This is a genomic window from Streptomyces rubradiris, from assembly GCF_016860525.1.
Classification (GTDB): Bacteria; Actinomycetota; Actinomycetes; order Streptomycetales; family Streptomycetaceae; genus Streptomyces; species Streptomyces rubradiris.
Genome location: NZ_BNEA01000007.1, coordinates 583567 through 606047 on the forward strand (window position 1 = coordinate 583567; position 22481 = coordinate 606047).

A 22481-nucleotide genomic window follows, 5' to 3' on the forward strand; every position below is an offset into this window, starting at 1 on the left:
GACCCTGCCCCGGGCGGGCCGGACCCTCAACCGCCGGAGCAGACCGCGCCGTTCAGGCGGAAGACCGTCGGGTCCGGGTTGGGGCCGTCGTTGGCGCCGACGAATCCGAAGGAGGCCGTCGACGCCCCGTCCGGGGCCAGCGGCCCGGCGCCCTCGGGGGCGGTCACCCGTACGTGGGAGCCGGTCTGGTGGAACGTGGCGTTCCAGCCGGAGGACACCGACTGCCCGACGGTCGGCCAGTCCCAGTCCACGGTCCAGCCGGTGATCGGGGTGTCCGACAGGTTGCGCACGGTGACGGTGGCGACGAAGCCGTTGCCCCAGCCGGTGTCACGGTGGTACGTCACCGCGCAGGTGGCGTTCGATGGGGTGCTGGTGGTGAACGTCAGCGGGGAGGACGGGGCGGACAGCCGTCCCGAGGCGTCGGCCGCGAGCACGTTGACCGTGTGGCTGCTGCCCGGGGGCAGGTTGCGCAGGGTCACGGAGGTCCCGTTGGTCTCGCCGACCAGGCGGGTGTACGTGCCGTCGCGTTCCTGGACCAGGTAGCGGGCGGCGCCCGTCGCCCCCGTCCAGGACAGGCGTGCGGTGGTGTCGGTCACCGCCTCCAGCCTCGGGGTGCCCGGGGTACCCGCGGCCGAGGCGCCGGGCCCGGTGCCGGTCCGCGGTTCGAGCGTGACCGTGAGCAGCGCGTACGGGGGCACGGTGACCTGGGACGCGGTCGCCGCCCCGGCGCCGGCCTCGGTGATGTCGCTGTCGCCGCGCGCGTAGCGGTGCACCACGGGCGCGCCGGCGGACGGGGTGAAGCCCGCGTAGTCCAGGTCCACGGTGTGTGCGGCGTCCGGGTCCTTGTTGACGAGCAGGACGCTCAGGCGGCCGTCGCGGCGGAGCACGGCGTGCGCCGAGACGTCCTGCGCGGAGGACTGGGCGGCGACCATGGTGTCGCCCGCGGTGCCCAGTTCGCTGGTCATCTTCATGCCGTAGTAGGGGTGGAACGGCGTGTTCGGCGCCGGCTCGCAGACGTCACCGGTGCAGGCGCCGCTGGAGAGCATCCCCATGTCGCCGTAGTCGGTCTCGCCGTCGACGGTGGTGATCTGGCCGGCGCCGTTGTGGGTGTCCCACCAGTCGACGTTGAACACGCCGTTCTCCAGCGCCGTCATGAAGGCGTCGGCGGCGAACAGGCCGTTGGGGCGGGCGGTGAGCCGGGCGCCGCCGGTGTTGGTGTTGATCTCGGTGAGGGCGATGCCGATGCGCGGCGAGTCCGCGCCCGCGTACCGGTCGAGCTGGGCGCGCACCTCCCGCAGTTCACCGGGCAGCCGGGCCAGCCGGGCCATGGCGTCCTGGGCGGTGGTGTCGGACCCGCCCGCGTACCAGTGCACGCTCACGAAGTCGATCACGTCGGTGACTTCGGCGAGCACGGTGTTGTTCCAGTCGCCGGGGTCGCCCTCGCCGACGACGCCGTCCGGCCACTCGCCCGGCGCGGTGAGGGCCGCGCCGATCTTGACCGTCGGGTCGACGGCCTTCATGGCCGCGGCGTACGCGCGGACCTGGCGGGCGTACTCCCGGGGGCTCTTGTCGGCGTGGTCGTCGTGCTCCCAGCCGCTGCCGTAATGGCCGTTGCCGTAGATCTCGTTGCCGATCTCCCAGTACTTCGCGCCGTAGTCCTTGGTGATGTTCGCGTACCTGACCCAGCCGGCCGCCTCCTCGGGTGTTCCCGAGCCGTAGTTGGCGATCAGGATGGGCTGCGCGCCGGTGGCGCGGACGGTGCCCATGAAGGCGTCGAAGCCGGTGCCGGGGGCGACGTACCCGCCGGGCGCCGTGTGCGTCTCCCAGTGGTAGATGTCCGCGTACGAGCCGCCGGGGTAGCGCATCATCCCGACGTCGGCCGCCTTCATCAGGCGGGAGACCTCGGGGTCGTTCATGTGCGAGTCCCAGATGGCGGCGTTGACGCCCCGGGCGGTGTCGGACAGCCGGCCCAGGGCCGCCTGGGCGTTGATCCGGACGTCCACGTCCCCGGCGGACTCCGTCCGCGGTGCGGCGGGTGCGACACCGGCCAGCGGGGTCAGCAGGGCGAGCGCGGCGGCCAGCACGAACGCGCCGCGCGCGAGGGCGCCAGGGCCCCCGGCTCCGGCCCTTCGGCCGGGTCTGTGCAGTGGTGGCATGGGGTCCTCCCTCAGGGGTCCGGCGGCACGGCGGATGCCTGACGGGACCGCCGGACGGACGAAGTGCCGGCGCGGCAGCAGGACGTTCCGCGCCGGTGACACGCAAAGCGGGGCGGGCAAGGCGGGGGCGGTGCGATCGTGCGCGTGCGGGGACGGTCGTGGGAGTGCGGGGCGGTACGGGACGACCGGACTCCGGGACCATGGGAGCGCTCCCATGATGGGAGGGGTGTGACGCCGTGTCAACGCCTGTAACAGGAGGGAGGATCGGGGCCCGTAGTACGCGGGGCCCGGCGCGCACCTGCCCTGCACCGGATCGACCGAGGCAGGGCAGGGCAGCTGAACCGGCGTCCGGTCCGGCTCAGTTCGAGTGCGGCCGGCCGTCCCGCACCCAGGTCGTCACCACGAGGGCCGCGGTGATGTACATCAGGATGCTGAAGGTGCTGACGGATTCGACGTACTGCTCGTAGCCCTGTGCGCGCAGTTCGAGCGCGAGGGAGCCGAGCGCGGTGCCGAGCGCCGCAGTGGCGACGGACATGGCGACGAACGGACCCTTCGTCATGGGTACTTCCTCCAAGCCGCGAGACTGTTGACCGGAATCGAGACTACCCGAACCACGAAGTCACCTCGCACTTCACGCGAGTTGGCGCCTGCGACACCCGCCCGCGAGCCCGTTAGGGTGGCCCCGTGACCGACGAGACCATGGACAGACCGAACCGCTTCCGAGCCGAAGCGGAATCCCGGGGCCTGCCGCCGGAGGAGGCGGAGGAGTGGATACGTGTCGCCCTGCCCGCGGTGTACCTGGCCGAGGGCGGTGACGGTCCCCTCGTGGCCCGGGCCGGCGGCGACCCTTTGCTGCCGCACGGTGTGCCGAAGCCGTCCGACCCCTTCGTGGCCTCCGTCGACCTCGCCGCCCTCCCGCCGGGCGCCACCGGCCTCCCCCTCCCCGCCGACGGCCACCTGCTCTTCTTCGCCGACACCGATGTCCGCTACGCCGAGGGGCCGGTGTCCGACGCGGTGCTGTACGTCCCCGCCGGGACCCCGACGACCCCGAGCCCCCTCGAACACAGCTGGCGCAAGCCGTACCGGCCGCGCGAACTCCGCACGGTGTGGCACCAGTTGAGCCCGCAGATGCCGGAGAGCTTCGCCCTCGACAGATGGGGCGACCTCGCCGACGACGAGCAGTTCGAACTCGCCGACGAACTCGACGGCGCATGGACACACGTGGGCGGCTACCGTCCGCCCTGGTCCTTGCAGATCGGCGGCCATCCGGTCTCGCCCCAGAACGACCCCGTCCACTACGCCCGTGATCCCGGGGAGGCCGGCTCCTCGGCCGACGGAGAGGGCGCCGGCGACTGGGCCCTCCTGGCCACCTGGAGGTACGGCGACGACGTCCCGGAACTGGACTCCGGCGTGGCCCACTGGGTGATCCGGCGCCGGGACCTGGCGGCCCGGCGCTTCGACCGGGCCCACCGCTACGTCGAGATGGGCTGACGGCACGGGCGAGGACGACCCGCTCCCCGAGGGGTCAGTCGTCCTCGCCGGCCCGGTCCGTACCGCCATCGGGACGGACGGCCCGCCCGGTACGGGTGCCGGACTCCCCCGTTCCCGCTCCCCCGGCCGGCTGCGGCACCCGGGCGACCCCGTCCGCGGGAGGGATGCCGCCGTCGGCCGAAGCGGGGCTCACCGGGCGCTCGTGGCCCGGTGCCGGCCGGCTCAGCGGAGCAGCAGGTCACGGAGCGCCCCCGCGATCTCGTCGGGTGCCTCCTCGGCCATGAAGTGCCCCGCGCCGGTCAGCCGGTGGTCCAGGTCGGGCGCCCACGCGCGCCAGACATCAGCGGCGTCGTAGCCCAGCTGCGCGCCCCAGTCCTGCTGGACGACCGTCACGGGCATGGCCAGCTGGGAACCGGCGTCCCGGTCCGCCTGGTCGTGTGTGACGTCGATGCCCGCCGAGGCCCGGTAGTCCGCGACGATCGACGGCACGGCCGCGGCGCTCGCCCGCAGGTACTCGGCCCGGACCGGTTCCGGCAGGGCGGCCGGGTCGGCGGCCCAGGTGTCGAGGAAGGAGCCGAAGTAGGCGTCCGCGCTGTTGGTGATCATCGTCTCCGGCAGACCCGGCGGCTGCGCCATGAGGAACAGGTGGTAGCCGACCGCCGCCCGGACACCGTGCAGCACGTCCCACATGTCCAGCGTCGGCACGACGTCGAGGATGGCCAGGTGGGTGAGGGTCTCGGGGTGGTCCAGCCCCGCCCGGAAGGCGACCAGGGCACCCCGGTCGTGGCCGGCCAGGGCGAAGCGCTCGTGGCCGAGCGCCGCCGCCAGGGCGACGACGTCCGCGGCCATGGTGCGCTTGGAGTACACCTCGGGGCCGGTGGCCGCCGGCTTGTCGCTGGCGCCGTAGCCGCGCAGGTCGGGGCAGATCACCGTGTGCTCGCCGGCGAGCCGCTCGGCGACGTGCCGCCACATCAGGTGGGTCTGGGGGAAGCCGTGCAGCAGGACGACCGGGCTGCCGCTGCCGCCGACGGCGGCGGCCAGCTCCACGCCGTCCGCACCGGGCAGCCGGACGTGGTCGAAACCGGGAATGGTGAGCGTCATGAAAGGCCCTTTCCTGAGGCCGGGGGACTGACCGGACCAGCGTGGGCGACGCCGATCAGCAGCCGATCAGTACGCTTCGGCACCTCGGACCCGCGGCACGGAAGATGGAGGGCATGCGAATCGACGTGCTCGGTGCCGTGCGGGCCCTCCGCGATGACGGCACCCCGGTTGACCTGGGCGGCCCCCGCCATCGCGAGGTGCTCGCCCGGCTCGTCGCCGCCGGGGGACGGATGGTCGCCACCGACACCCTCGTGGACGACCTGTGGGCCGAGCCACCGGTGCGCGCCGTGGGTGCGCTGCGCACGTTCGTCGCCGCGCTGCGCCGTGCCATCGAACCCGACCGGCCGCCCCGCACTCCGCCGCGCGTGATCGTCACGGAGGGCCCCGGCTACGCGCTGCGGTTGCCGCGCGCCCAGGTGGACGCCCACCGGTTCGAGGACGCCCTGGCCCGCGCCCGGCGGGCCCCCGAGGCGCTGCCCGACCTCGAAGCGGCCCTCGCGGCCTGGCGCGGCCCGGCCTACGCCGACGTGACCGACGCCGGGTGGGCGCGGCGCGAGCGGGCCCGGCTGGAGGAACTGAGGCTGGAGGCGCTGGAACTGCGCGCCCGCCTCCTCCTCGACTCCGGTTCGGGGGCCGAGCTCGTCGCCGAACTGGGCGCGCACGTCACCGAGCACCCCTGGCGCGAGCCGGCCTGGGGGCTGCTGGCCCGAGCGCTGCACCGGGCGGGCCGCCAGGCGGACGCGCTGGCCACGCTGCGCCGGGCCCGCACGATGCTCGTGGAGCAGCTCGGCCTGGACCCGGGTGCCGATCTCAAGCGCCTGGAGGCGGACATCCTCCAGGGCGCCACGACGCTCCAGCCCGCGCGTACCGTGTGGACCGCCGGCGTACGGCTCGGCCCGCGCACCACCGTGGAACTGGCGCGCACCCTGGCCCTGGCGGGTGGTGACGCCCTCGTCCACTCGCGGCGCGACCGGCTCGCCGCCGTCCAGGCGGCGGAGCGCACCGGGGACACCGCCCTGACCGCCCGGGTCATCGGCGCCTACGACGTGCCCGCCCTGTGGAGCCGGGCCGACGACCCCGGGCAGTCCCGCGCCGTCGTCGCGGCGGCCGAGCGTACGCTCGCCGCGCTCGGCGCCGACGGCCCCGCCGAACTGCGCGCCCGTCTGCTGGCCACCGTCGCGGTCGAGAGCCGCAGCGCCGGTCTGTCCGGCGGCGAACGGGAGCGTGCCGGGCGGGCGGCGCGTGCGGCCGAGGCGCTGGCCCGGGAGCTGGGCGATCCGGCCCTGCTGGTGTTCGCCCTCAACGGCGTGTTCCTCCAGTCCTTCACCCGCCCGGGGCTCGCGGCGGCGCGGGACGCGGTCGGCGCCGAGATCCTCGGCCTGGCCACCCGGCACGAGCTGCCGAACTTCGCCGTGCTGGGCCGGCTCATCCGCCTGCAGTCCGCCTCCGCCCTGGGCGACCTCGACGCCGCGACCGCACACGCCGGGGCCGCCGAGCGGATCGCCGTCAGCACCGAGGCCTCTCTCGTGCCGGTCCTGACCGGCTGGTTCCGGGCCCGGGCCACGGCCGCCCGCAGCGCGGAACCCGGCGGGCCGACCGCCGCCACGGCAGCGGCGCAGTACCGCGCCGCGGAGGACGCCCTCGCCGGGACGGCGAGCATGCCGGGGCTGCACCGGGGCCTGTTCGCCCTCGCCCTGCTGGGCCTGCGTCTCCTGCACGACCGTCCCGCGCCCACCGATCCCGCCCTCGACTGGGGTCCGTACCGTCCCTGGACGCAGCCCTTGGTGCTGCTCGCCCGGAACCGGGCCGGACAGGCCCGTGCCGCCCTGCTCGCGGCGCCCGAACCACCTCTCGATCACATGCAGGAGGCGCTCTGGTGCCTGACCGCGCACGCCGCCGCCCGCCTCGGCGAGCCCTCGGTCGCCGCCCGCGCCGCGACGGCCCTGCAGGCCGCCCGCACCGAGCACGCGGGCGGCGCGAGCGGCATGCTGACGCTGGGGCCGGTGGCGCGCTACCTGGCGGAGGCGGAGGCGTGCGCCGGCCAGGGGTGACCGGCAGCGCCCACGCGCCCGCTCCCCGCGCCGTGGGGCGCCGTGGTCACTCCGCGAGCTTCTCGCACACCTCGGTGGTCAGGCGGTCGGCGGCGTCGAGTGCGGTGGTGAGGGTGCGCGGAGTCGTGCCGAGGGCGGAGAACAGGTGGTGCGCCCGCTCGGTGAAGTCCTCGGGGGCGATGGCGAGTCGGCCGGCGGAGCGGACCGCTCCCTTCTCGTTGAGGACCCAGCGGCGGGCGTGGGCGTGGAGGGCGTGCACGAGGAGTCCGACCGCGCGGAAGAGACAGCCGGCGACGAAGAAGGCGTCACCTCGGGCCGCTCCCTTGCGGGCGCCCGCCAGGATGAACGGTGCCTCCCAGCGGGCGTTGCCGATGAGCGCCTCGCGCAGCGGCTCGGGGTAGTGCCGCGTCTGCTCCCGCAGGGTACGCAGCTCGCCGCCGGGGTCGGCGAGGACGCGGCCGAGGGCCAGCTCACCGGCGTAGGAGTGGGAGTACACACCCAAGGGGTGGCCGGGCTGGGCGCCGATCTCGAACCGCCCGGCGCGGCACTGCTGCCAGACGCGGTGCACCCGGTCCAGGTCCCGGTAGATCCAGTCGACGCGGTGGCCGTCGATGGTCAGCCAGGCGCCGCCGTCGACCCAGGGCCCCCAGCCGCCCGGCTCGGTCACCTCCACCGGCCCGCCGGTCAGCTCGGCCGCGAGCAGGCGCAGGGCGGCGGTGTCGAGCGGCGGCCGGTAGTAAAGGCCCAGGTCGAAGTCGGAGTCGGGGCCATGGGTTCCGCTCGCCCGGCTACCGCCCAGGCACACCCCGACGATGCCGTCGACACCGGCCAGCCGATCCGCGATCTCCGTCAAACGCTCCACGCTTCCCAGTCTGCTGGGGCGGATCACCCTCCGCGACCTGATTATCCGGCCCCGGGGGATTGGTCTCGCGGGGCCTTCTCACGGGCGAAGGCATGCGGCGACGACTCGCCGGGCTCGACGTGCCCGCCGACCATGCCCCGGGAACTCGGCGTCGCCCTCCAGGGTCACGCGGTGCCGGCCGTCCGGCACGCCCTCACCTCAGGGCCGCCTCAGGGTCCTGTCCGGCCGTCGGCCCGGCCGGCGGTGATGCCCGCGAGGATGAGGTCGATACCGGCGAGGAACTCCGCCCGGTCGTCGTGTGCGCGCAGTTGTCCGGCGACGTCGCGGGTGAACGCGTACTCGACGGGGTCCAGTTCCCGCCACGCGGTCGCCACGGCGTCGAGGAACGCGGTCCGGTCCGGGTTCGCCCGGGCCGCCCGGGTGTTGGCGGCGTTCTGGCCCGCCACTCCGAGGATGTAGCTCAACAGCGCGGAGGCCGCGGTGAACTGGGCGGCTTCGGGCACGTGGAGCGCCTGGACCTGGCGTCCGATGCGCTCGAAGACCCGCAGCATCGGCGACTTCCCCGGGGTGCGGGGGAGTTGGGCGAGCGTGGTGCCGACCCATGGGTGGGCGTCGATCGCGTCGAACACCCCGAGGGCGAGCGCGCGGATCGCCTCCTGCGGCGTCGCGCCGGTGTCGTCTCCGGCGAGGACGGGGGTGATGACGGCGTCTATGGCGGCGGCGAGGAGTTCGGTCTTGCCCGTGACGTGCCAGTAGATCGCTCCCGGGCCGGTCACGAGGCGCTCGGCCAGCGCGCGGAAGGTGAGACCGCCCTCGCCGACGGTGTCGAGGAGTTCGACGGCGGCGGCGACGATGCGCTCCCGGGAGAGTGGTTCCTGCCGTCGCTCCGGACGACTCTTCCTGCTTGCCATGTCCGCAGTCTAGGCGCCTGGAACACCATTCCATCTTGACAAGGCATGGAACGCCGTTCCAGTCTGGAGACTCTGGAACGACGTTCCAGGCGGCTGGCGGAAGATCGCCCCAGTCGCGCCGCCGGTCCGCCGGGTGCCCGCCCGACGGCCCGCGACCCGAAGGGACACACCCATGACCACCCCTGTCACGATCATCGGAGCGGGGCTGGGGGGCCTCACGCTCGCCCGCGTTCTCCACCTGCACGGCATCCCGGCGACGGTCTACGAAGCGGAGTCCTCGCCGACGGCCCGCACCCAGGGCGGCCTGCTCGACATCCACGAGCAGGACGGGCAGCTCGCGCTCAAGACCGCCGGGCTGTACGAGGAGTTCCTCGGCATCGTCCACAAGGGCGCGCAGGCCTCCCGGGTCCTCGACAAGGACGGAAAGGTCCTGCTGGACGAGCCGGACGACGGCACCGGCGGGCGGCCGGAGGTGCCCCGCGGCGAGCTGCGGCGGATTCTGCTCGACTCGCTGCCCGCCGGCACGGTCCGGTGGGGGCGCAAGGCCGCCTCGGTACGGGCCCTCGGCGGCGGCCGGCACGAGGTGACGTTCGCGGACGGGGCCACCGTGCCGGCCGGCCTGCTCGTCGGCGCGGACGGAGCGTGGTCACGGGTCCGTCCGCTGCTGTCCGAGGCCAGGCCCGAGTACGTCGGGACCTGCCTGATCGAGACCTGCCTGTACGACAGCGACACCCGCCATCCAGCCGCCGCCCGGGCGGTGGGCGACGGCTCGCTCTTCGCGCTCGCCCCCGGCAGAGGCATCTCCGCCCATCGCGAGCCGGACGGCGTCCTGCACGCCTACGTGACGCTGCGCAAGCCGCGGGAGTGGATGGACTCCCTCGACTTCGGCGACACCGCGGGCGTCACCGCCCGTATCGCCGCCGAGTTCCACGACTGGGCCCCGGAACTCACCTCCCTGATCACGGACGGAGAGACGCCGCCGGTCCCGCGCGCCATCCACGCCCTGCCGGTCGGACACCGCTGGGACCGCGTGCCCGGCGTCACGCTGCTCGGCGACGCCGCCCACCTGATGCACCCGTCCGGCGAGGGAGCCAACCTCGCCATGTACGACGGCGCCGAACTCGGCAGCGCCCTCGCCGCGCACCCGTACGACACCGAGGCCGCGCTCGCCTCGTACGAGGAGGCCCTCTTCACCCGCAGCGGCGCCGCCGCGGCCATGGCGTCCCGCGTCCAGGACCTGCTCCTCGGCGACGACGCCCCGTACAGCCTCGTCGACTTCTTCACCGGCCACGGGCAGCGGGCCGAGTGAACCACCCGCGCTCCACCCGGAGGGCCACGGGTGGCGGAACCGGTGCCGCGACGGCCCGTCGCCGACACCGGGACGCGTACGGCCGGCGCGCTTCCCCGTGCCCAGCGGGCCGACCTGCCGGACGCCCGGCTCCGGACCGGCGGAGGGACACCCGCGTCAGGGGCGGGGCACCCCGCTTCTCGACCAGCCGCGCGACTCCCCCACGTCGATGAGGCGCCGCCCGGCCCGCCACAGCGAGGAGGACGCCTCCCCGATCACGGCCTTGCGGGCACGGACATCGTCCGCGGTGATGCCCGGGGTACGCCATGTGCCGCCACGGGCCATCCAGTTGAGCAGGAGAGGCTGGAGCCGGTCCATCGCCTTGGCGAACTTCGCCTCGGGGGTGCGGCGTTCCTCGAATTCGTCCCACAGGGAGCGCATCCGCCGGGCCTGGTCCGGCGTCAGCAGACCGAACAGCTCGTCGGCCGCGGCGACTTCGCGCTCCCGCTGACCGGCGCCCGCGGCACTGTCGTACAGCGGGGTGTCACCGGCGTAGATCTCCACCAGGTCGTGCAGCAGGACGAGCTGGATGGTGTGCCCGATGTCGATGGGCCGGTCGGAGTGTTCGGCGAGGATCACCACCATCATCGCCAGGTGCCACGAATGCTCCGCGTCGTTCTCGCGACGGTCCGCGGCGGCCAGGGGCGATTGCCGGAGGATGGTCTTGAGCTGGTCCACCTCCACCAGGAAGGTGAGTTGGTCCCGCAGTCTTTCGTCGAGGTCGTCGGGGAAGGGAGTCTTCTCCGCGAGCAGGCTTCGCCGTTCATCGCTCATGCGCTCATCGTGGCAGCGGGGGCACGGCCCTGCCGGTCCCTCGCGCGCTCCGGCGTGAAAGGCCCGGCACAACCACGGCGAGGGGCGTGCGGCCCCTGTCAGAGGTGCGCGACGGACTCGGTCTCGGCGGTGTACAGGCGGGCCGGGTCGAAGCGCATGCCGGTGAACTGCCCGGCGAGTTCGAGGGACAGCACGCCGTGCAGCCGGGTCCAGAAGGCGAGGGCGCGCCGGAGGGCCGACGGGGGCGCCGGGTGCTGTCCGGCCCAGGCCCGGTGTGTGTGCAGGTGTTCCTCCAGGGGTGACGCCGGCTCGTCGGGGCCTTGTCCGGCGGCGCAGGCGTCGAGGATGACGGCCATGATCTCCGAGGCGATCCGGGTGGTGTCGTCGGGCGCCCGGTAGCCGGGCACCGGGGTGCCGTAGACGAGGAAGTAGCGCTGGGGGTCGGCCAGGGCCCACTCGCGCAGGGCGTGTGCGAGGTCGCGGAGATCGGCGCCGGCCTCGGCGCGGGCGCGGAAGGTGTCGGCCAGGCTGCGGTAGGCGTCCTTGACGAGGGCGGTGATCAGCTCGTCGCGGCTGGAGAAGTAGCGGTACAGGGCCGGTCCGCTCATGCCCATCCGCTTGGCGATGGCGTTGAGGGAGAGCGCGGAGGCCCCCGCGGTCGCGATCTGATCCCAGGCGTGCTTCTTGATCTCCTCCCGCACCTGGGCGCGGTAGCGCTCCCTGGGAGTGCTCGCCTCCGGCTTGCTCACGGCCGTCTCCCCGCTCTCTCGGCAACCGATGGTTAGAAGGTATCACCGACGCTATTGACCGTCACCAAGGAAAGGAGTTACAACCTATAACGAACACGAGAGCTTCTAGAGACAGGAGGGCGGTCGTGGACAGCGAACGCCTCGTCCAGGTGGTACTGCCCGGGGTCGTGGCCCCGGAGGGCCTGCGCATCCGGCACGCGCCGATACCCGACCCCGGCCCGGGACAGGTCGTGGTCGCCATGGAGGCCACCGGGGTCTCGTTCGCCGAGCAGCAGATGCGCCGCGGGCGGTACTTCGACCAGCCGCCGTTCCCGTTCGTGCCCGGCTACGACCTGGTGGGCCGGGTCCACACGACCGGCCCGGGAGTCGACCCGCGCCTCGCCGGCCGGCGGGTGGCCGCGCTGGTCAAGGTCGGCGGCTGGGCCAGCCATGTGCTGCTGGACGCGGACGACGCCGTGGAGGTCCCGGACGGCCTGACCCCGGCGCAGGCCGAGACCGTCGTGGTCAACGGCATCACCGCCTGGCAGATGCTGCACCGGACGGCCCGGGTGCGCGCCGGGCAGACCGTGCTGGTGCACGGCGCGGGCGGCGGCGTGGGCTCCGTCCTGGCCCAGCTCGCCCGCGCGGCCGGCGTACGGGTGATCGGCACGGCCTCGCCCCGGCACCACGAGGCGCTGCGAGAACTGGACGTCACCCCGGTCGACTACCGGTCGGAAGACGTGCCGGGCCGCGTCCGGGAGCTGGTCCCCGGTGGCGTGGACGCCGTCTTCGACCACGTCGGCGGTCGCAGCGTCGTCGACTCCTGGCGGCTGCTCGCACCAGGCGGCACCCTCGTCGCCTACGGCAGCGCCTCCACCCGCGACGACACCGGCTCCAAGCAGTGGCCCGTACTGAAGATCCTCGCCCGTACCTGGCTCTGGAACACCCTGCCCAACGGCCGCCGTGCCCGCTTCTACAACATCTGGGCCGGCCGGGCGCGGAACAAGGACCGCTTCCGCGCCCGCCTGCGCGGCGATCTCACCGAGGTCTTCGCCGCCGTCCGCCGCGGCGAGGTGAGCGCCCTCATCGCGGCCCAGTTGCCGCTCACCCGTGCCGCCGAGGCCCTGCGCCTCGCGGAGTCCGGCACCGTCACCGGCAAGGTCGTCCTGACCCCGTGAACGTGCGCCCCCGAACCCTGCGGTTCGACGCCTCCGTCGACGCGCCGTATCCGTGTCCCGCACACCGAACCCACCAAGGAGCGACCATGACCGCGACCCGCGGCACCGGCGTCCGCGCCGCCTTACGCGCCCTCCCGCTCGTCGCCGGCCTCCTCTCGGCCGCCGCCGCGCCGGCCGGAGCCGTCTCACCCGGCCCGGCCACGCCTCTCACCTGCGAGGGGAAGGGTGTCGATCCCCGCGCACAGGTCCGCTACCGGACCGAGACCCTGATCCACGCGCCGTTGCGCACGGTGTGGCGGCTGCAGACCGATGTGGAGCGCTGGCCCTCCTGGCAGCCCTCCGTCACTACCGCGGACCGCCTCGGCCACGGCCCCCTGCGGGCGGGCTCGGCGTTCCGCTGGACCACCCCGGTACCACCCGGCCCGGCCACGCCGGCCACCGAGTTGGAGATCACCTCCACGGTCGGGCAGCTGCGCCACCACTCCTGCGTCCGCTGGACGGGCCCCGCGATCGCCGAGGGGCTGCGCATCGACGGCGTCCACGTGTGGGACTTCACCGCGACCGAGGACGGTGTCCGGGTGCGCACCGAGGAGACGCATTCCGGTGCCCAGGTCGACGCGGACGTTCCCACCGCGAGCGAGCTGCTGCGCCGGAGTCTCGAAGCGTGGCTGCGCGATCTGAAGACCGCCGCCGAGGCCCGCGGCTGAACCCGCTGGGCGGGCCGGCCCGCTCAGCGGCCGACGGCGGTACCCGCCGCGCCCGGGGCCGGCCGGCGGCCCGGTGCGCCGTCGTCGTCCAGGTCCTCCAGGAAGCCGGCCAGGACGTCGGTCACCTCGTCCAGGGTGCGGGCGCTGAAGAGGACCGGCTGGTAGCCGCGGATGTCGTAGGGGGTGGCGAGCATGGCGCCGATGTCCAGCGGCCGGACGTCGGCCGCGTGCAGCCGGCCGATCTCGCCGTAGGAGGACAGCAGCGCCGCGCCGTACGCCTTGGGGGTCCCGCCCTCGTCGAGGACGCCGTACTCCAGGGTGAACCAGTACACGTCGCTGATCATCTGCAACACGTCCGCCCGCTGCACCCGCATCGCCGCCTTCCCGATCAGGCGGTAGATCCGGGCGAACGCGGGCGAGGCGAGGTGGATCCCGTGGCCGAAGACGTCATGGATGACGTCGGGCTCCGGGGTGAACAGCGGTACGGCGGGGTGCCGGACGAACTGCACCGCGTGGAAGTAGCCGTCCGCCATCGATCCCAGGAACCGTTTATTCTCGACCACTCCCCCGGCGAGGGTGAAGTCGAAGCCCGTCAGCCGCCGCAGGTGGGCGCCGACCTCGGCGTGCTGCGGGATGTGGTCCGCGGGGATCGGGGCGTGCTCCCTGGCGTCGAGGGCGGCACGGCACGCGTGCTCGCCCTGGGCCGACCACAGCGCCCGGTGGACGGTGCGCCAGGTTCTCTCCTCGTCCTCGGTGTAGTCCACGGGCGGGGACGGGTCACCCACCCGGTGGCCGCGGGCCCGCGCGGCGATCTCCCCGCGCCGGAGCAGATAGCCCGGATCGCTCAGGCCTGGATGCTCGCCGGCCTCGCCCAGCCGGCCGTCGGCCGCGACGGGCGTTCGCACCTGGATGCCGCTCATGAACCGATCATTCCTTCCCGGTCCTGGTCGGTCGGGCGGTACTCGTGGCAGCGGATGCGTGTCCCGGCAGGCACCATGCGGCCCTTGCCCAGCACGTCCCGGCAGCGGCGGGGCGGCCGGGGCACCGCACCGGCGGACGGCACGGCGCCGGGCCGACGGTACGGGTGCGGACCTGCGCGGTCACCCCGGGTGCCGCCTGAGGCGTCTCGGTGCGCGTGGCCGCCTCCCGCGACGGCCGGGGCCCGCGGGCCCGGGCCGGCCGGCGACGAGTCCCCCGGACCGACTGTTCAGCTAGCTCACTCGTTCGAGTGCATCGAGCGTGACGCACGCCTTCCGTGGACAGTCTCCTCTCAGCACGCCCGCTCGGCCACCGGCGCCGTCCGGCGGTACGGCGTGGTGGTACTGCCGTCACCGTGGGTGTACGCCGACGGGGACGGGGGTGCGCCCATGCGGGAGGGCCGCACCGGGGGCGGGCCGTTCAGTGCCTCCTGTCCGCGTAGGCCGCCACCCCCGGCTCGCCGCCGTATCCTCCCGGCCCGCACCGCTCCGGCGGACCGGGGCGCGGCCGGACCGGCCGGAGGCCCACTGCGTCGGCACAACGCGGTCCAAAGCCGCAGGCCGGGCGGCGGGCGGCGGGCGGCGGACGTCGGTACAGCGCGGTCCAAGGCCGCAGGCCGGACGGCCGGGCGTCGGGGGTCGGGCGTCGGTACAGCGCGGTCCAAGGCCGCAGGCCGGACGGCCGGAGCGCCGCTCGGGGTGGTCTTGCCTTTGACGTGCGGGTCAGGGTTTAGCGTGTGCGCGCTCGACCGGCCGGAGCCACCGCGTCCCGGCCACCGGACGCGTCGGCACGCCGCCACGCGACGTCCCACCCCTCTCTCCCGTCGGCCCACCCCTCCCCCGTCGGCCCGCCACTCCCCCAGGAGGTCACCCATGACATCGGTCCCCCAGCGGATCAGCCGCGAGGTACGGCTCGCCGCTCTGCCCGCGGGGCTGCCCACGCCCACCGACTTCGCCCTCGCCGAAGTCCCGGTGCAGGCTCCGGCACCCGGTCAGGTCCTCGTGCGCAACCGGCAGTTCCTGGTCTACGGCGGACTGCGCACCCTGCTCAGCGCGGCGGCGAAGGACACTCCGATGCCCACGCTGCGCCCCGGGGACACCCTGAGCGGGCCGGCCGTCGGCGAGGTGGTCCTCGCTCCGCCGGGCAGCCCGCTGCGCCCGGGTGACGTGGTGACGCACCTGCGCGGCTGGCGGGAGTACGCCCTCGTGCCCGAGGCGGAGTGCGCGAGGGCCGACCCGGCACTGCCCGACCCGGTCGCCCAGCTCGCCTCCGGCTCCACGGCGTACGGAGCCCTGACCCGGGTCGCCCGGGTACGCGAGGGAGATGTCGTCCTGGTCACCGGTGCCGCAGGCGGGGTGGGTTCGCTGGCGGGGCAGATCGCCCGGCTGCTGGGCGCCTCCCGGGTGATCGGCAGCACCGGCTCACCCGGGAAGGCCGGGCGTCTCGTCGCCGAGCTGGGCTACGACGCGGTACTGACCGCCGGGTCCTGGCGCGAGGGGCGCGGCTCGGGGATCTCCCGGGAGGCGTACCGGGCCTTCGCCGGTCAGCTCGCCGGGGCCGCGCCGGACGGCATCGACGTACTCCTCGACACCGTGGGCGGCCCGCAGCTCACCGCGGCGGTGGACGCCGCCCGGCAGGGCGCCCGGTTCGTCCTGGTCGGGGCGCTGTCCGGGCAGCTGGCGGCGGAGGGCTCCGGCGCCACCGCCCCGACCGAGATCGACACTTTCCGACTGATCGTCAAGGGTGTCTCGATGCGGGGGTACCTCGCCGCCGACCATCCCGGTGTGCGGGCGGAGTGGACCGCGCGGTTCGCCGACTGGCTGCGGTCCGGCCAAATCCGGCTCCCTTTCACGCGGGTCACGGGCATCGATCGCGCTCCATGGGCGTTGCAGGAGCTGATCGAGGGCAAGCGATTCGGCACGGTCGTCGTGGAGTTGCCGGACCATGGCTGACGGCCGCTGCCACGGACGGCGGGAGGTACGCATCGTGCGGATCGGCGACGCGGCGGCGGCTGTGGGGACGACGCCCAGGGCGCTGCGTTTCTACGAACAGCGCGGCCTGTTGCCGCCACCGCCGCGCACGAGGTCGGGGCAGCGGGACTACGGCCCCCGGGAACTCGCCGTGCTCCGCGTCATCCGGGAACTGCTCGCCCTCGGGCTCACCGTCGAGGATCTGCGGGGCGTGGCCGGCCGGCTCCCCCTGCTCGCCGTCCACCCGGCGCCGCGATGCGGGGCCGCGACGGCGGACAGGGGCGGGCCGGGAGTCGTGGGGGAGGCGGTGGTGGAGCGGCGGATCGCCGCGCTGGACACGGAGATCGAGCGGCTCACCCGGCTGCGGGACGGGCTGCGGGCGGGCCTGTCCGAACGGCGTGGTGGTGACCGGCCGCGGCGCTCGACGGCCGGGTGAGACGGGCGGTCGTCGAGATGCTGCGGCGGCCGGATCACGGCGTGCGGGTCGTCGCCCACAGCAGCAGGGCCGCGCAGCTGAAGGCCGCTCCCAGGGCGGTCACCCCGGTCCATCCCGCCGCCGCGTACGCCAGTGAGGAGCCGGTGGCGCCGAGGGCGCTGCCGGCCGAGTAGAAGATCATGTAGCCGCCGATGATCCTGCTTCCCGCGTCGGGGCGCACCGCGTGGATGAGGGTCTGGTTGGTGACGTGCACGGCCTGGACGGCGAAGTCCAGCAGGACCGTCCCGACGGCGAGCGCCCACAGCGACTGCCGGGTGAAGGCCAGCGGGAGCCACGACAGGGCGAGCAGGACCAGCGCGGTACCGGTGGTGCGCTGCGCGAGCCCGCGGTCGTTCCAGCGGCCGGCGATGCCCGCGGCCAGCGCGCCGGCCGCCCCGGCGAGCCCGAACGCGCCGATCGCGGTGTGCGACAGCGACCACGGGGGGCTGCTGAGGGGCTGGACGACGCTGCTCCACAGGGTGCTGAAGGCGGCGAAGACGAGGAGCGCCAGCGCGCCGCGCACCCGGAGCAGGCGGTTGCGGGCGAACAGGGTGACGGTGGACGCGAGCAGGCGCCGGTACGGAATCCGGTCCGCCGGCGGCGGACCGGCCGGCAGGGCGCGCCGCAGCAGCACGGCGAGGGTGGCGGTGACGGCGGCCGAGAAGAGGTAGACGGAGCGCCATCCGGCCAGGTCGGCCAGGACGCCCGCCACCGTGCGGGCCAGCAGGATGCCGGTGATCACCCCGCTGGTGACCGCTCCGACGACCCGTCCCCGGAAGGCCGGGGCGGCGAGGTGGGCCGCCGCGGCGACCATCGTCTGGGCGACGACGGCGAGTGCGCCGACCATCGCGAGGGCGGCGAGCAGCACGGCGGTCCCGGGTGCCAGGGCGACCGCCAGCAGAGCGGCGGCGAGCAGGCCGAGCTGGAGCGTGATCAGCTTGCGGCGGTCGGCCAGGTCACCGAGCGGGACGAGCAGGAACAGGCCCGCCGCGTAACCGACTTGGGTGACGGTGACGATGGCGCCGAGCAGGCCGGAGCCGAGCGAGAACCGCTCGCCGAGGGTGACCAGCAGGGGCTGGGCGAAGTAGACGTTGGCCACCGCGCTGCCGCAGGCGATGGCGAAGAGCAGGACCAGGCGCGCGGGCGGCGCTCCGGTCGGTGCGAGCGCGGTGTTGCGGGCCGTCCGTCCGCTCGTCGTGGAGCAGTCACTCGGCATACGGCACCCTCCCCAGGTGGTTGCAAGTTGCTACCTGCCGGACTCTAGGCCGCACTGGTAGCATGTTGCAACCAGGAAAGTGAAGGAGGGGAGCCCGATGGTCGCCCGCACCCGGCTCGACGCCGACCCCTGCCCCGTCGCCCGGTCGATCGACGCCATCGGCGACTGGTGGTCGCTGCTGATCGTGCGTGACGCCTTCGACGGCAGCCGCCGCTTCGGCCAGTTCCAGCGCAGCCTGGGCATCGCCAAGAACATCCTCACCACTCGGCTGCGCGCGCTGGAGCGGGCCGGGGTGATGGAGACCGTGCCGGCCTCCGACGGCGGCCCCTACCAGGAGTACGTGCTCACGGAGAAGGGCCGCGCCCTCTTCCCCGTGATCGTCGCGCTGCGCCAGTGGGGCGAGTCCCACTGCTTCGCCCCCGGGGAAGCGCACTCGCGGCTCCTCGACCGGCGCGACCGGCGCCCGCTGAGCCCACTGGAGATCCGCTCCGGCGACGGACGCCCGATCGGCCCGGAGGAGACGGTCGTCGAGAAGCTCGACCCCGCCGACGGCGCCCGTTAGCGGACCGGCCCCGCCCGCGAGGCGGGTTGCACCGGCCGGGTCGAGGGCGTTCCCTGAACGTACCGGCGATGCGGCGGAACCACGGCCGCGCGACCCGGCCGTCCCGAGGCCGCGCACGGCCTCGGGCGCGGACGAGCGAAGGGCGTGTGACGGCGGTGCGAGACGCGGAGGACACGGAGGCCGACCGGCCCGCGGCCCTCGAAGACACCGGGCCGCCGGACGTGCTCGCGGTGGCGTCGACGCCCCGCACGGCGGTGGCGTGGCTGCCGCCGCCGCGGCTCTGGCCGCCGGTCCAGGACATCCGCTGGGAGCACGATCCGCAGGTACGGCGGTGGCCGCCGCACGTGAACGTGCTGTTCGGGTTCGTGCCGGAGGAGGAGTTCGCGCGGGCCGTGCCGCTGCTCGGCGCCGCGGCGGCGCGCACCCCGGCGTTCACGGCACGGCTGTCCGGTGTGCGCTTCTTCCGGCATCGGCACTACGCCACGGTCTGGCTCGATCCGGCCGCCGCCGGTCCGGCACCGTGGGCGCGCCTGTACCGGGAGTTGGAACTGCGGTTCCCGCTGTGCCGCGGGCGTGGCGGGCGCTTCACCCCGCATCTGTCGCTCGGCCGCACCCGGGACCCCCGGCGCCTGGCCGCCGAGTGCGCCGTGCGGCTCGGTGCGCTGTCGGCGCCGGTGGAGGAGGTGGTCGTCCTGTCGCGGCGCGGCGAGGGTCCGATGCGGCCCCGGGCCGTGATCACGCTGGGCACGGGCGAGGTCCGGTGGCCGGCGGAGGATGCCAACTGCCCTAGGTACGACTGAGAGTGCGGGCGCGGACGGCGGGCGTGGGCGGACGGCCGGGTCAGGGCTTCCGGCCACGGCGCGGACGGCGGGCGTGGGCCGGTGGGCCCGCCGGTGGCCGGGCGCCGGGCGACGCGGGCGGTGGTGGCGGGGACGGCCGCCGTCGGCCCGGGGCGGCGATCCGGCACGGCGTTCACCTCGCGGACGCGGGCCACCGCACGATCGTCCCGCACGAGGCCGGCCGGTGCCGGCCGACGGCCGCACATCGGTGGATGCCTCGTTCCCCGGCACCGCCCGGTGCTGATCGGCCGCACCGGCTCCTCCCCCGCCTCCCGTGGGACTCCGTGGCCGGTCACGCGGCCGCGTGATGGAGGTGAGGAGGGAGGGCCGGTGCCGGCTCGGTCAGTTCAGCGGCGCGGGGGCCGGCGTGCCGTAGAAGGTGACCGCCGGCCAGCCCCGGGAAGCCAGGAGTCCGTTGATCGCGTCGGCGATCTCCTGCGGGGTGACGGAGTAGGCCGCCGGCGTCTCGGCGTTGGCGATGCTGAACTTGATCTCCAGCTCGGAGGGCATGTCGCTGCCGGTGTTCCGCTGCGACCGGCCGCCGAAGAGCGTCCCCTCGGGGAAGTCGGCCGCCGTGCTCGCCGACTCGGTCTGGGCGGCCTGGGCGGCCTGGGCCGGCGACGCCGACGCCGTACCGGCGATCACCGCGCCGGCGGCGGCCGTCCCCGAGTACCCGATCAAAGACCGCCTCGAAATGCTGCTCATAACTCCCCCTCATTGCCCGGCCGCCGGGTGTTTCCCGAGGCCACCGCTTGATCGTAAACGCATGTGAGGGCGGCGGGGGCAGAACGATGCCCTCCGTTTCACGGCGGTCCCGGGCCCGGGTACGACCGGTCGTCGCCGCCCACCCCGCACCGGCCGGGTGCACGCGTCCACCGCGGCCGGCGTTCAGGCGGAGGCGTCCCGTCGGGCCGTGCCCCACTCCCACATGCCGCGCAACACCGGTTCCAGTGCGCGGCCGAGGCCGGTCAGCTCGTAGCGGACCCGGGGCGGCCACCCGGGGACCCGGTGGCGTTCGATGACGCCCATCCTGGTCAGCTGGGCCAGCCGGTCGGAGAGGACCTTGTCCGAGAGGGCGGGCAGGGCGGCGGACAGCTCCGTGTAGGTGGCCTGGCCGCGGCGCAGGAACTCGCGGAGCACCAGCGGGGTCCACCGGCCACCCAGGGTGGCGAGGGTGATGTCGACGGGGCAGCGCGGCTCGTCACCGGGCGGCACGAGGGCGTCGTCCGGGCAGTCCGCCAGCGGGCCGTCCCGGTCCGGTGTCCGCTGGTGTCCAACCGTTTGGTGAGTCACGAGGGCGCCTCCTAGCGTCGGTCGTGGACAGCCCACCCGTACTCGCTGTAGGGGCATCATGCGTATCCACCATCTCAACTGCGGTTCCATGCGGGAGATTCCACCGCTGCACGAGGGGCCCTCCGGGGCGAGTGCCGTGGACCGGGCACGGCCCCTCGTCTGCCATTGCCTGCTCATCGAGACGGACGCGGACGGGCTGGTGCTGGTGGAGACCGGTCTCGGCACCGCGGATCTCCCGGCCCCACAACGGTCGTTGGGGGCGGACTGGGTCGCGTACGCGCGGCCCGCGCTCAACCCGGAGGAGACCGCGCTGCGCCAGGTCGTACGGCTCGGGTACGCGGCGGCGGACGTGCGGCACATCGTGCTCACGCACCTGCACCGCGACCACACGGGAGGGCTGCCGGACTTCCCGCACGCGCGCGTCCACGTGCACCCCGGCGAGTACCGGGCCGTCAGCGATCCCGCGGCGGCACACCACCGGCACAGTTTGGACCGCTTCATGCCGACGCACCGGGCGCACGGTCCGCTGCTGACACCCGCGCCGGTGACGGAGCACACGGAGTGGTTCGGCTTCCCGGGCGTGGCGCGACCGGAGGGGCTGTCGTGCGAGCTGCTGCTGGTGCCGCTGCCCGGTCACTCGGCGGGACACGCGGGCGTGGCCGTGCGCGACGGCGACGGACGGTGGCTGCTGCACGCGGGGGACGCGTACATGTACCACGGCGAACTCGACGCCGATCCGCCGTGCGCCCACCCCGTCCTCGAACCGGTCCAGCACGGCGCGCAGACCGATGCGGCGGCGCGCGTCGCGACCCGCGACCACCTCCGTTCCCTCAAGCGCGACCACGCCGACGAGGTCACGGTCTTCAGCGCGCACGATCCCTGGGAGTTCGCCCGCCTCGCCGCCCGATGAGGGCGCGCGGCCGGACCGGCGACCGGGACAAGGCGCCAGCGGGGCCGGAAGTCACTGCTTGAGACTGTAGAAGCCCATCGGCGAGTTCGGCCGGAAGCCGATCCTGGGGTACACCGGTGCCCCCGCCGCCGTCGCGTGCAGGGTGGCGCGGGTCAGGCCGGTGGCGCGGGCGCCCTCGTACAGGGCCTTGCGCGTCACCGTCTCGCCGTAGCCCCGGCGTTCCCACTCCGGCGCCGTGGCGACGAGCACGACGAACAGCCGCCCGTCGGCCTCCACCGTCGCGGCGCAGCTCACGGGGACGCCGTCACGCAGGCCGAGATAGGCGTGCACCTGGTTCTTCCACAGGGTGGACCCGAGGAGACCGTCGCGGCCGTCCTCCACCGGGAAGCCGTAGGCACGCGAGTTCAGGTCGGCGTACGCCCGGAGGTGGTCGTCGGTGGTCACCCGGACGAAGGTCAGCTCGGGGTGGGCGGGTTCGGGGAGGGGGAGGATGTCGCCGGCCATGCCGGTACCGTGGAAGGCGTACTCCAGCCCCGCCTTCTCCGCCTCCGCCCGGACCCGGGCGCGGGCTTCGTCGTCGAGGAGGTCCTCGAAGAGCCACAGGAACCCGGGACGGCGCTTGGCGCGCATGATGTCCGCCGCCTGGCGCAGACGTTCCCCGAGCAGCGCCGGGTCCACGTCGGTCTCGGTCAGCGTGACGCAGTTCCAGAAGGCGAACCGGGAGTCGGCCCAGCGCACGGCGATGCCCGGCAGGTCGCGCACGTCGGCGGCCGGATCACGGTCGAGCACGATGCCGCGCCAGACCAGGGCGAGTTGCTCCATCGATTCGATCGACTCCGTACGGTCCGTCATCCGGGCTCCTCCGGTGGTGGAGTTGAGGGGCGAGCCCACCCAGTAATACGCCACTTGGCCGTGTGCGTCGCGCACCCGG

22 protein-coding genes are annotated in these 22481 nt (G+C 74.5%); 10 read left to right on the forward strand and 12 right to left on the reverse strand.

Translation table 11 applies throughout. From position 1 onward, the window contains the following. Nucleotides 1-26 precede the first annotated feature (26 nt). Complete coding sequence (locus tag Srubr_RS11910) at nucleotides 27-2156, reverse strand: cellulose binding domain-containing protein (protein WP_189991447.1); 2130 nt, start codon at nucleotides 2154-2156, stop codon at nucleotides 27-29. 358 nt (nucleotides 2157-2514) lie between these two features. Next, nucleotides 2515-2715: an SCO3870 family protein gene (locus tag Srubr_RS11915; RefSeq protein WP_189991449.1), complete on the reverse strand. Its 201-nt coding sequence runs from the start codon at nucleotides 2713-2715 to the stop codon at nucleotides 2515-2517. A gap of 125 nt (nucleotides 2716-2840) precedes the next feature. Between Srubr_RS11915 and Srubr_RS11920 the strand changes: the two genes are divergently transcribed. Further along, nucleotides 2841-3647 (forward strand): DUF1963 domain-containing protein, encoded by an 807-nt coding sequence (locus Srubr_RS11920; protein ID WP_189991451.1) that lies wholly within the window; start codon nucleotides 2841-2843, stop codon nucleotides 3645-3647. 222 nt (nucleotides 3648-3869) lie between these two features. Here Srubr_RS11920 and Srubr_RS11925 read toward each other — a convergent pair whose 3' ends face one another. Further along, on the reverse strand, nucleotides 3870-4748 hold the full coding sequence (locus Srubr_RS11925; protein WP_189991453.1) for an alpha/beta fold hydrolase: 879 nt from the start codon (nucleotides 4746-4748) through the stop codon (nucleotides 3870-3872). Nucleotides 4749-4861: 113 nt separating this feature from the next. Here Srubr_RS11925 and Srubr_RS11930 point away from each other — a divergent pair, with 113 nt between their 5' ends. Then, on the forward strand, nucleotides 4862-6799 hold the full coding sequence (locus tag Srubr_RS11930; protein WP_189991455.1) for a BTAD domain-containing putative transcriptional regulator: 1938 nt from the start codon (nucleotides 4862-4864) through the stop codon (nucleotides 6797-6799). A 46-nt stretch (nucleotides 6800-6845) separates the two neighbouring features. Here Srubr_RS11930 and Srubr_RS11935 read toward each other — a convergent pair whose 3' ends face one another. Further along, nucleotides 6846-7661 carry a nucleotidyltransferase domain-containing protein gene (locus Srubr_RS11935; RefSeq protein WP_189991457.1) on the reverse strand — a complete coding sequence of 272 codons (816 nt, stop codon included), beginning with the start codon at nucleotides 7659-7661 and terminating at the stop codon, nucleotides 6846-6848. A 209-nt stretch (nucleotides 7662-7870) separates the two neighbouring features. Continuing rightward, complete coding sequence (locus Srubr_RS11940) at nucleotides 7871-8572, reverse strand: TetR/AcrR family transcriptional regulator (RefSeq protein ID WP_189991459.1); 702 nt, start codon at nucleotides 8570-8572, stop codon at nucleotides 7871-7873. Between the two features lie 172 nt (nucleotides 8573-8744). Here Srubr_RS11940 and Srubr_RS11945 point away from each other — a divergent pair, with 172 nt between their 5' ends. Further along, the gene (locus tag Srubr_RS11945; protein WP_189991461.1) at nucleotides 8745-9881 is read left to right on the forward strand and encodes an FAD-dependent oxidoreductase; all 1137 of its coding nucleotides are present in this window, start codon (nucleotides 8745-8747) and stop codon (nucleotides 9879-9881) included. Nucleotides 9882-10037: 156 nt separating this feature from the next. Here the strand turns inward: Srubr_RS11945 and Srubr_RS11950 are convergent, their stop codons facing one another. Then, the gene (locus Srubr_RS11950; protein ID WP_189991463.1) at nucleotides 10038-10694 is read right to left on the reverse strand and encodes an HD domain-containing protein; all 657 of its coding nucleotides are present in this window, start codon (nucleotides 10692-10694) and stop codon (nucleotides 10038-10040) included. A 98-nt stretch (nucleotides 10695-10792) separates the two neighbouring features. Then, nucleotides 10793-11443, reverse strand: coding sequence for a TetR/AcrR family transcriptional regulator (locus Srubr_RS11955; RefSeq protein WP_189991465.1), 651 nt, complete (start codon nucleotides 11441-11443; stop codon nucleotides 10793-10795). Nucleotides 11444-11568: 125 nt separating this feature from the next. On the opposite strand from Srubr_RS11955, the gene Srubr_RS11960 reads away from it, so the two are divergent. Together Srubr_RS11960 and Srubr_RS11965 are read left to right on the forward strand one after the other, a co-directional pair. After that, complete coding sequence (locus Srubr_RS11960; protein ID WP_189991467.1) at nucleotides 11569-12600, forward strand: medium chain dehydrogenase/reductase family protein; 1032 nt, start codon at nucleotides 11569-11571, stop codon at nucleotides 12598-12600. Between the two features lie 86 nt (nucleotides 12601-12686). Beyond that, nucleotides 12687-13307 (forward strand): SRPBCC family protein, encoded by a 621-nt coding sequence (locus Srubr_RS11965; protein ID WP_189991469.1) that lies wholly within the window; start codon nucleotides 12687-12689, stop codon nucleotides 13305-13307. A gap of 23 nt (nucleotides 13308-13330) precedes the next feature. On the opposite strand, the gene Srubr_RS11970 is transcribed toward Srubr_RS11965, so the two are convergent. Beyond that, nucleotides 13331-14227 (reverse strand): phenylalanine 4-monooxygenase, encoded by an 897-nt coding sequence (locus Srubr_RS11970; RefSeq protein ID WP_189991470.1) that lies wholly within the window; start codon nucleotides 14225-14227, stop codon nucleotides 13331-13333. Between the two features lie 930 nt (nucleotides 14228-15157). Between Srubr_RS11970 and Srubr_RS11975 the strand changes: the two genes are divergently transcribed. Both Srubr_RS11975 and Srubr_RS11980 read left to right on the forward strand, forming a co-directional pair. Continuing rightward, nucleotides 15158-16237 carry an MDR family NADP-dependent oxidoreductase gene (locus tag Srubr_RS11975; protein WP_189991473.1) on the forward strand — a complete coding sequence of 360 codons (1080 nt, stop codon included), beginning with the start codon at nucleotides 15158-15160 and terminating at the stop codon, nucleotides 16235-16237. Between the two features lie 34 nt (nucleotides 16238-16271). Beyond that, nucleotides 16272-16691: a MerR family transcriptional regulator gene (locus tag Srubr_RS11980; protein WP_189991851.1), complete on the forward strand. Its 420-nt coding sequence runs from the start codon at nucleotides 16272-16274 to the stop codon at nucleotides 16689-16691. Between the two features lie 34 nt (nucleotides 16692-16725). Here the strand turns inward: Srubr_RS11980 and Srubr_RS11985 are convergent, their stop codons facing one another. Beyond that, a complete protein-coding gene (locus Srubr_RS11985) occupies nucleotides 16726-17946 on the reverse strand; it encodes an MFS transporter (RefSeq protein WP_189991475.1) in 1221 nt (406 codons plus the stop codon). A gap of 97 nt (nucleotides 17947-18043) precedes the next feature. On the opposite strand from Srubr_RS11985, the gene Srubr_RS11990 reads away from it, so the two are divergent. Together Srubr_RS11990 and Srubr_RS11995 are read left to right on the forward strand one after the other, a co-directional pair. Beyond that, nucleotides 18044-18508 carry a winged helix-turn-helix transcriptional regulator gene (locus Srubr_RS11990; protein ID WP_189991477.1) on the forward strand — a complete coding sequence of 155 codons (465 nt, stop codon included), beginning with the start codon at nucleotides 18044-18046 and terminating at the stop codon, nucleotides 18506-18508. 146 nt (nucleotides 18509-18654) lie between these two features. Next, nucleotides 18655-19308, forward strand: a complete 654-nt coding sequence (locus Srubr_RS11995) for a 2'-5' RNA ligase family protein (protein ID WP_229926519.1) — start codon at nucleotides 18655-18657, stop codon at nucleotides 19306-19308. A gap of 381 nt (nucleotides 19309-19689) precedes the next feature. Here the strand turns inward: Srubr_RS11995 and Srubr_RS12000 are convergent, their stop codons facing one another. Both Srubr_RS12000 and Srubr_RS12005 read right to left on the reverse strand, forming a co-directional pair. Then, nucleotides 19690-20052, reverse strand: a complete 363-nt coding sequence (locus tag Srubr_RS12000; protein WP_189991481.1) for a hypothetical protein — start codon at nucleotides 20050-20052, stop codon at nucleotides 19690-19692. A 183-nt stretch (nucleotides 20053-20235) separates the two neighbouring features. Continuing rightward, on the reverse strand, nucleotides 20236-20640 hold the full coding sequence (locus tag Srubr_RS12005) for a winged helix-turn-helix transcriptional regulator (protein ID WP_203854972.1): 405 nt from the start codon (nucleotides 20638-20640) through the stop codon (nucleotides 20236-20238). A gap of 58 nt (nucleotides 20641-20698) precedes the next feature. On the opposite strand from Srubr_RS12005, the gene Srubr_RS12010 reads away from it, so the two are divergent. Then, nucleotides 20699-21550, forward strand: coding sequence for an MBL fold metallo-hydrolase (locus Srubr_RS12010; protein ID WP_189991485.1), 852 nt, complete (start codon nucleotides 20699-20701; stop codon nucleotides 21548-21550). A gap of 51 nt (nucleotides 21551-21601) precedes the next feature. Here the strand turns inward: Srubr_RS12010 and Srubr_RS12015 are convergent, their stop codons facing one another. Then, the gene (locus tag Srubr_RS12015) at nucleotides 21602-22402 is read right to left on the reverse strand and encodes a GNAT family N-acetyltransferase (protein WP_189991487.1); all 801 of its coding nucleotides are present in this window, start codon (nucleotides 22400-22402) and stop codon (nucleotides 21602-21604) included. Between the last annotated feature and the right edge of the window lie 79 nt (nucleotides 22403-22481).

What these genes read in the sequence shown, in the direction of transcription:
- Srubr_RS11910 (WP_189991447.1), bottom strand. Translation starts at nt 2,156, where the DNA reads ATGCCACCACTGCACAGACCCGGCCGAAGGGCCGGAGCCGGGGGCCCT.
- Srubr_RS11915 (WP_189991449.1), bottom strand. Translation starts at nt 2,715, where the DNA reads ATGACGAAGGGTCCGTTCGTCGCCATGTCCGTCGCCACTGCGGCGCTC.
- Srubr_RS11925 (WP_189991453.1), bottom strand. Translation starts at nt 4,748, where the DNA reads ATGACGCTCACCATTCCCGGTTTCGACCACGTCCGGCTGCCCGGTGCG.
- Srubr_RS11930 (WP_189991455.1), top strand. Translation starts at nt 4,862, where the DNA reads ATGCGAATCGACGTGCTCGGTGCCGTGCGGGCCCTCCGCGATGACGGC.
- Srubr_RS11940 (WP_189991459.1), bottom strand. Translation starts at nt 8,572, where the DNA reads ATGGCAAGCAGGAAGAGTCGTCCGGAGCGACGGCAGGAACCACTCTCC.
- Srubr_RS11945 (WP_189991461.1), top strand. Translation starts at nt 8,745, where the DNA reads ATGACCACCCCTGTCACGATCATCGGAGCGGGGCTGGGGGGCCTCACG.
- Srubr_RS11950 (WP_189991463.1), bottom strand. Translation starts at nt 10,694, where the DNA reads ATGAGCGATGAACGGCGAAGCCTGCTCGCGGAGAAGACTCCCTTCCCC.
- Srubr_RS11965 (WP_189991469.1), top strand. Translation starts at nt 12,687, where the DNA reads ATGACCGCGACCCGCGGCACCGGCGTCCGCGCCGCCTTACGCGCCCTC.
- Srubr_RS11970 (WP_189991470.1), bottom strand. Translation starts at nt 14,227, where the DNA reads ATGAGCGGCATCCAGGTGCGAACGCCCGTCGCGGCCGACGGCCGGCTG.
- Srubr_RS11975 (WP_189991473.1), top strand. Translation starts at nt 15,158, where the DNA reads ATGACATCGGTCCCCCAGCGGATCAGCCGCGAGGTACGGCTCGCCGCT.
- Srubr_RS11985 (WP_189991475.1), bottom strand. Translation starts at nt 17,946, where the DNA reads ATGCCGAGTGACTGCTCCACGACGAGCGGACGGACGGCCCGCAACACC.
- Srubr_RS11990 (WP_189991477.1), top strand. Translation starts at nt 18,044, where the DNA reads ATGGTCGCCCGCACCCGGCTCGACGCCGACCCCTGCCCCGTCGCCCGG.
- Srubr_RS12000 (WP_189991481.1), bottom strand. Translation starts at nt 20,052, where the DNA reads ATGAGCAGCATTTCGAGGCGGTCTTTGATCGGGTACTCGGGGACGGCC.
- Srubr_RS12010 (WP_189991485.1), top strand. Translation starts at nt 20,699, where the DNA reads ATGCGTATCCACCATCTCAACTGCGGTTCCATGCGGGAGATTCCACCG.
- Srubr_RS12015 (WP_189991487.1), bottom strand. Translation starts at nt 22,402, where the DNA reads ATGACGGACCGTACGGAGTCGATCGAATCGATGGAGCAACTCGCCCTG.